Raw genomic sequence first — 7291 nt, forward strand, 5'->3', positions numbered from 1 at the left:
CGCGGCCAAGTCAAAATGCAGGTGATTGGTGCTTTGATGCGAAAGTTAGTGCATTTAGCTTTTGGGATTTTAAAATCCCAAAAGCCTTTCGACCCCAATTATTTGACTGCTACCCCTTGACAGTTCAAGACAGTATCTACAAAAATCGCGGTCCCTCGACCGGACATGATATGACTTGGCAGTTGGCAGTTGTCAGTAACAAAAACTAACACCGAGAAACCCGGTTTCTTTAACAGCCCGGGTTTCTGAATACTAAACAAATTTTTATGTGGAATTAGATAGTTGGCGATCGCGCTTGCCACCTCAGAAACCCGGTTTCTACGATATTTTGCGACGAGTAACGAGAAATATACGAAGAAACCGGGTTTCTCGCCCCCCATGCGTAAGCCCTGTTAGAGCGACCTATTTATTAGCTGCGAGAGTTAGGCGGCGCATAACTAATAAAAAATCAGCGACCATTCTGTCAGCGTTGTCTGGAGTTAAAATGGGTACGTGGACGAAAATACATTTAGCGGCTATTTGAGAATCGCAAATATGTTTTAAAACCGCATAATACAGGGCTTCGCAAACAAATTTTCCGGCTTCGTGACTGATTTCTGTTGCAGCTAAATCAACGACTAGCGGTTCGAGATTAACTGCTGTTTTCAGAATGTCGCTATCGCAGCAAGCGCAAGATTCTACGGTTAATTTTTGGCGGCTTTCGGCCATGCCGCAGCAGATAATAGTATCGGGTTGGAGTTGCTTGATTTGGGCGATCGCTAAATTAGGTGCTAGCTGAAAATCTACGGGCAGTTTCCTCAAAAAAGTTAGGGAAGCAGGCAAAGATTTGATTTGGGAAATCTTGGCTAATAAGTCGTCAGAAGAGTTGGATTTCTGATGGGGAAGCCAAGTATCAAATGAGGTTAGCAGGATTTTCGCAGTCATATTTGTGCAATAATACTGATATTGATAATATAAGGCAAGTAAGTCAATGTCTGTCATTGCAGTAGTGGACTATGGCATGGGAAATCTGCACTCGGTCTGTAAAGGCTTGGAAAATGTGGGTGGAGTGCCAAAAATTACAGATTCTCCTGCTATAATCGAGCAGGCTGATGCAGTGGTTTTGCCGGGGGTGGGTTCCTTTGACCCGGCAATGCAGAATTTACGATCGCGCAAATTGATAGAACCGATAAAAAGTGCGATCGCCTCGGGGAAACCTTTTTTAGGCATTTGTTTGGGTTTGCAAATTCTGTTTGAAAGTTCCGAAGAAGGCGTAGAACCGGGATTGGGCGTTATTGCAGGAAAAGTGCGCCGATTTCGCTCGGAACCGGGTTTGACAATTCCCCACATGGGATGGAATCAATTGCAATTTACTCAGCCGGATTTGCCGCTGTGGCAAAATTTACCGTCTGATCCTTGGGTTTATTTCGTGCATTCTTATTATGTCGATCCAGTTGATTGGGAAGTGCGATCGGCAATAGTGACTCACGGTAGTCAAAACGTGACGGCGGCGATAGCTAAAGACAATCTGATGGCCGTGCAATTTCACCCGGAAAAGTCTTCGAGTACGGGATTGCAAATGCTGTCAAATTTTGTCAGTCAGGTGAGGGCAAAAGTAGCCGCTTAGGGGATTTGTGCAAAACCCGGTTTGTGGTATAAACCGGGTGTTTATAGTTTTAAATGATACCAGTTTTTATAAAAAATGCAACTGTAAGTCTGCACCAAATTCATATTTAGTCAGTCATCCCCAATCTAAAATCTAAAATCTAAAATCTAAAATTGTATGAGCCTGAGAATCAGTGGCAATCGCCAAATCAAAACTCTGCCGGGACTCGCAACTCGCCCTACACCTTCGCGAGTCAGAGAAGCTGTATTTAATATTTGGCAAGGGACGATCGCAGATTGCAGATGGCTTGACATTTGTACCGGCAGCGGTTCGATGGGTGCAGAAGCTTTGTGTCGTCAAGCCGCGAGTGTCACTGCCATCGAACAGTCGGCGAAAGCTTGTGCGATTATCCGCGAAAACTGGGAGCAAATAGCACACTCGTCCCAAACGTTCCAAATAGTGCGAGGAAACGCGACGGCGAAATTGGTGACACTAGCGGGGCAGCAGTTCGATCGCATTTACTTCGATCCGCCCTACGCCAGCGACTTATACGAACCTGTGTTAAACAGGATCGCCAGCCAAGAAATGCTAGCACTCCTCGGCGAAATCGCCGTAGAACACAGCCCCGAGCGATCGACACAACCGATTTCCGGCCTAGAAATTTGCCGCCATAAAATATACGGCAATACAGCATTAACCTTCTATACCCGCAGTTGCTGACAGGCTCAACAGCAGCAGCGTCACTTGGACGCAGAAAGAAACCGGGTTTCCTGGCGTTGGCGCGCCCGGGACTAAAAGTTTTTTCCTTGGGTACCATACAAATTTTTCCGATGAAGTTAAGCTTTGTGGGTAGGTTGTCAGAGCAAGTTGCCTCAGCAATCGACGAAATAAATGGAGTTTAGGCTGAAAATAAAGACTTTCAGTTGTAACATGAACCCAAAGTGTGAGTGTGAATATTCCTAAAGGAGTGAATATGGTTCAGACACCTTCGCGCCATCGTGGCAGCGAGTTTCAAGCTGTTAATTCGGTACAGCCAGCCAAACGCGAGACGATTCTGCTGGGAAATAGCCTCTCCCTCCCAAATACAAAACTCTTCGGCACAGACGGCATTCGCGGGAAAGTTGGAGAATTGCTGAATGCACCCCTAGCCCTGCAAGTTGGCTTCTGGGCCGGACAAGTTCTACGCCAAAATACCCCCAACCAGGGGCCTGTGATTTTGGGGCAAGACAGCAGGAATTCCAGCGATATGCTGGCAATGGCACTTTCAGCGGGTTTGACAGCCGCCGGTTTGGAAGTGTGGAATTTGGGCTTGTGTCCCACTCCCTGCGTTGCTTATCTGGCAAGCGTTTCGGAGTCTGTCGGCGGAGTGATGATTTCTGCCAGCCACAATCCCCCAGAAGACAACGGGATTAAGTTTTTCGGCTCAAACGGCTCGAAGCTGTCGCAGCAGTTGCAGGAACAAATCGAAGCGGGAATCCGGGAGGCAAAGGTTCCGGTTGCTAGCTTGGGTTGGGGACACCACTACCATCGGTCTGAGTTGGTTAAAGATTATGCCACTTCGCTCTGTGATTCGCTGCAAGAGATGAATTTGGAGGGAATGCGGATAGTTTTGGATTTGGCTTGGGGGGCGGCCGCGGGTTTGGCGCCGGCGGTGTTCGCGCAAATGGGGGCGGATGTGATCTGTTTGCACGACTTTCCTGATGGCGATCACATTAATGTTAACTGCGGTTCTACTCATCTCGACATTTTGCAAGCGGCGGTTTTGGAACACAAGGCCGATTTGGGATTTGCTTTTGACGGCGATGCCGATCGAGTTTTGGGTGTTGACAACCAAGGTAGATCAATTGACGGCGATTACATTCTTTATCTGTGGGGCCGGCAGTTGCGCGACTCCGAACAGTTACCGTCCAATTTAATTATTTCTACTGTAATGGCTAACCTCGGCTTCGAGCGAGCTTGGGAAGAATTGGGGGGCAAACTAACTAGAACAAACGTGGGAGATCAGTACGTTCACGCTGAAATGCAGCGCACCGGTGCGATGTTGGGTGGCGAACAATCGGGACACATTCTTTGTCCGCATTACGGTGTCAGTGGCGACGGTTTGCTGACAGCTTTGCATTTGGCTTCGCTGGTACGCCAGTCCGGGCAATCTTTGGCACAATTGGTAAGTGGTAGTTTCCAAACTTATCCGCAGTTGCTGCGAAATATTCGGGTGGACGATCGCGATAAACGCCTAAAATGGCAGGAGTGCGAGCCAATGCAAAAGGCGATCGAACGTGCTACAACTGCCATGGGAGAACAGGGACGGGTTTTGGTTCGCGCTTCTGGCACTGAACCGCTAATCCGAGTTATGGTGGAAGCTGCTAGCGCCGAATTGGCTAATTTCTGGACTGAAAATTTAGTTTTAGCCGTTCAGCAACACATAGCTATCTGATGGAAATGGGGAAGTAATCTGAAGGAAGAAGGGAGTTCGGCAACGGATTCTGTAACGGATGTAACGGATGTAACGGATGTAACGGATGTAACGGATGTCAGGAATAAGGAAGAATAAAGAACCCTCTCGAAAAATATAGGGGATATTGAAACCAATTTCTCATTCTTTATTCCCTCATTCTTATTCCCTCTCTCCTAAATAACTCAATCCTTCTTCCTTCATTTCCCCATTCATGATTTGATGAACAGCACATCTATTCAAAATGGGCGGCGACCTCGAATTTCGTTAAATGTTTTAATGAGCGTCATATTAACGGGAATATTTTTTCGCTTGGTGACTGGTTGTGGTGGATTGACTAAGTTCAACCGTACTCGATTATAATTACCTAAAACCCATTAGCTTGATGTTGCCTGTGTGGGTCAAGTTGAATTGTGAGAAGTTCTAACCAACAAGCCGCTGTTAATTAAAGCGAGGGGACACCCAACTCGTCAAATCGGCCGCACGGATAAGTTTGGATTCCCATCTTGGTAGGTTCCGAGAAACAAGTCTGTCAAAGGTTTTCAAACTGTGATATCGTAAAAGCGGTGGTTACGACTGGTAAGAAAATAAGTAAATATGTGAGTCGTGTTGCCTGGGGTTTAAGTGGCTCATTCAATATTTCAGGATCAGAATTAGTTCAAGGAATCAGCCAGCGATACTGCTAAATTGTCCATGGCAAAAATAGCTATGGTTACGCCTTTTGAAGATTCACTCGCTTATTGAAATCCCCGAGTCGTTTCCCGGGCGGGCACTCTTCGTGACAGAGTTTCCCACTTACCGAACTTTTTTATGAAAGTGGCAACTGCAAATGATGATTTCTGTTGTGATACCTACATACAATCGCGAGCAACCTCTGCGAGAGACATTGGCTGATGCGATTCGGCAAAATTACCCGAATTTTGAAGTGCTGGTAATCGATCAAACTTGCACCCACGACTCGGAAACTCAAGTTTATTTAGAGGAATTGGCAAATGCTGGCAAAATTAGGTGGTTTCGGGTAGATTGGGCGAGTTTGCCGGGAGCTCGAAATTATGCAGTGCGGCGCGCAGTTGGAGAGATTATTTTATTTATTGATGATGATGTACAATTGCCAGATGGTTTTTTGGCGGCTCACGCTGGCAACTATTTAGAAAAACCGGATGTGGGATGTGTGGCGGGCAGGGTTTTTGACAGAATGAAACTTGATAATTCTGGAGGCGATTTGGCGATCGAATATTTGCCAAGAGAAGCGATGGATGCAGGCATTGCCTGGTATTTTATCGATTTGGTGCATACAGTAAAACCGCAGGAGGTGCTCTCGGCTAGAGGCTGTAATATGTCTTTTCGCCGGCAGGTTTTTGCCGAATGCGGGCTGAGGTTTGACGAGCGGTTTGCAGGCAGTGCGGTGCGGGAGGAGTCGGATTTTTGTTTGAGATTGCGATCGACTCGCATGAAAATTTGGTACGATCCCAATGCCTGTTTAGTTCACTTAGGGGAAGAGAGCGGGGGATGTCACGATGTCAGCACGCGATCGATCGAATATCAAATCACATTTTATCACAACCATTTCCTCATGGGATTAAAAAATTTAACAGCCTTTCAATGCCTGCGATTTTTCGCCAAACTCTTTGACTGCCACGTTTTGGGAAATCCGCCTTGCCATAAAAGCCGATCGCCCATTAAAATAATTGTTCGATTTAGTTTTTATATCCTCGGTTTTATCAGTGTCCTCAATACATTAATTCAGTCCATCTCGAACGACGGACAAATTTATACCCATCAAGATAACATTAATCCTCAATAATAATTATTATTACAAATTGCCCATTAGCAATGACTAAAAAATGAGAATTCTCGTTGCCAGCCACACCTATATAGTTGACCTTAATCGGGAAAAATTCAAGATATTAGCAAACCTAGAACCAGATATTGAAGTAACAGTTGTAGTGCCGCAGCGTTGGAAACCAGGAGGCATACAAAATAAAATTATAGAAACGCAATTCTATCAACAAGGCTCATTTAAAGTAGTTCCCATATCCAATTATAGCCAAAACAATCAAGCATTGCTAACATTTGGCACTGATTTAATTGAACTTTTGCAAAAATTTAGACCGCAAATCATTCAAGTTGAACAAGGTTCAAAATCCCTCGCTTGCGCTCAGTTAATATTACTAAATAAAATCCTCAAACTCCAAGCAAAAAATATATTATTTACCTGGTGGAATCTGCCTTATCAATTGAATTGGCTTGTTTCATTCTTAGAAAATTACAATCTCCAGCACACCGACGCAATTATTGCAGGCAACCTAGATGGAGCTAAAATTTTGCTGCAGCGGGGCTATCAAGGTGCGGTAAAAGTAATGCCACAACTCGGAGTAGATGAAACTTTGTTTCGCCGCAGTGGTAAAGACGCTGATTTATCGCGCAGGTTCGGCATTGAACCGACCGATTTTGTGGTAGGATTTGTAGGACGATTTGTAGAAGAAAAAGGACTATTAACTTTAGCTTCTGCTTTGGCAGGGTTGAAAAAAAGCTCTTGGAAGTGGCTGTTAGTAGGACAAGGAAAATTGCGGGCGCACCTCGCCGAAAAATGTATTGAATGGGGAATCAGCAACCGAATAATCTGGGCAGAAAGCGTTTCTCACGAAGAAATCCCCCCCTACATTAACTTAATGAACTGTTTGGTATTGCCCTCGCAAACCAGCTATAAATTCAAAACTTTGACCGCTGTGGGCTGGAAAGAACAATTCGGTCACGTTTTAATCGAAGCGATGGCCTGTCAAATTCCGGTTATTGGTTCCGACTGCGGGGAAATTCCCCACGTCATCGGCGATGCGGGGTTAGTATTCCCCGAGGGAAATGCTGGGGTTTTGCGAGAGTGTTTGCAGCAATTGATGGAGCGGCAGGAGTTGGCGGCTGATTTGGGCGATCAGGGTTATCATAGAGCGATGAGCAATTATACAAATAAAGCTTTAGCGGAGCAGTTGTTGGAATTTTACAAAGAATTGTTGTAACTTTTAGCAGTATAATGCAAGTGTTAAATAAAAACTGTCGTAAATGGCTATTCCTTCCGACATACGCTCTTTGGTTACCGAACTCTACCAGGTACTAGACGATACAGAGCGCCAAGCAACGCAGGGACTTTTTGCACTTAGAAGAGCAATGTCTCTTTTTCCCCAGAATGAAATACTGATGCAATACTTTTCTTCCATCACCAATTTTCAATTCAACGTAGCAGGTACTCGCTTACAAGC

6 protein-coding genes and 1 pseudogene are annotated in these 7291 nt (G+C 45.4%); 6 read left to right on the forward strand and 1 reads right to left on the reverse strand.

Annotated elements, in window-relative coordinates; genetic code table 11:
- Positions 1-402 precede the first annotated feature (402 nt).
- Positions 403-924 (reverse strand): pyroglutamyl-peptidase I family protein, encoded by a 522-nt coding sequence (locus ACUVJL_RS01115; RefSeq protein WP_445244158.1) that lies wholly within the window; start codon positions 922-924, stop codon positions 403-405.
- Between the two features lie 46 nt (positions 925-970).
- On the opposite strand from ACUVJL_RS01115, the gene hisH reads away from it, so the two are divergent.
- The 6 genes and pseudogenes from hisH to ACUVJL_RS01145 form a co-directional block, all read left to right on the forward strand.
- A complete protein-coding gene (hisH, locus tag ACUVJL_RS01120; protein ID WP_445244159.1) occupies positions 971-1606 on the forward strand; it encodes an imidazole glycerol phosphate synthase subunit HisH in 636 nt (211 codons plus the stop codon).
- Between the two features lie 156 nt (positions 1607-1762).
- The gene (rsmD, locus tag ACUVJL_RS01125; RefSeq protein ID WP_445244160.1) at positions 1763-2305 is read left to right on the forward strand and encodes a 16S rRNA (guanine(966)-N(2))-methyltransferase RsmD; all 543 of its coding nucleotides are present in this window, start codon (positions 1763-1765) and stop codon (positions 2303-2305) included.
- A gap of 253 nt (positions 2306-2558) precedes the next feature.
- Positions 2559-4019, forward strand: coding sequence for a phosphoglucosamine mutase (gene glmM / locus ACUVJL_RS01130; RefSeq protein ID WP_445244163.1), 1461 nt, complete (start codon positions 2559-2561; stop codon positions 4017-4019).
- 847 nt (positions 4020-4866) lie between these two features.
- On the forward strand, positions 4867-5841 hold the full coding sequence (hpsN, locus tag ACUVJL_RS01135; protein ID WP_445244161.1) for a hormogonium polysaccharide biosynthesis glycosyltransferase HpsN: 975 nt from the start codon (positions 4867-4869) through the stop codon (positions 5839-5841).
- Between the two features lie 40 nt (positions 5842-5881).
- Positions 5882-7051, forward strand: coding sequence for a hormogonium polysaccharide biosynthesis glycosyltransferase HpsO (hpsO, locus tag ACUVJL_RS01140; RefSeq protein ID WP_445244162.1), 1170 nt, complete (start codon positions 5882-5884; stop codon positions 7049-7051).
- A 43-nt stretch (positions 7052-7094) separates the two neighbouring features.
- Positions 7095-7291 (forward strand): annotated as a pseudogene (locus tag ACUVJL_RS01145) (hypothetical protein); the annotation flags it as partial.

It is taken from the genome of Microcoleus sp. OTE_8_concoct_300 (genome assembly GCF_031383065.1).
Taxonomy (GTDB): Bacteria; Cyanobacteriota; Cyanobacteriia; order Cyanobacteriales; family Microcoleaceae; genus Microcoleus.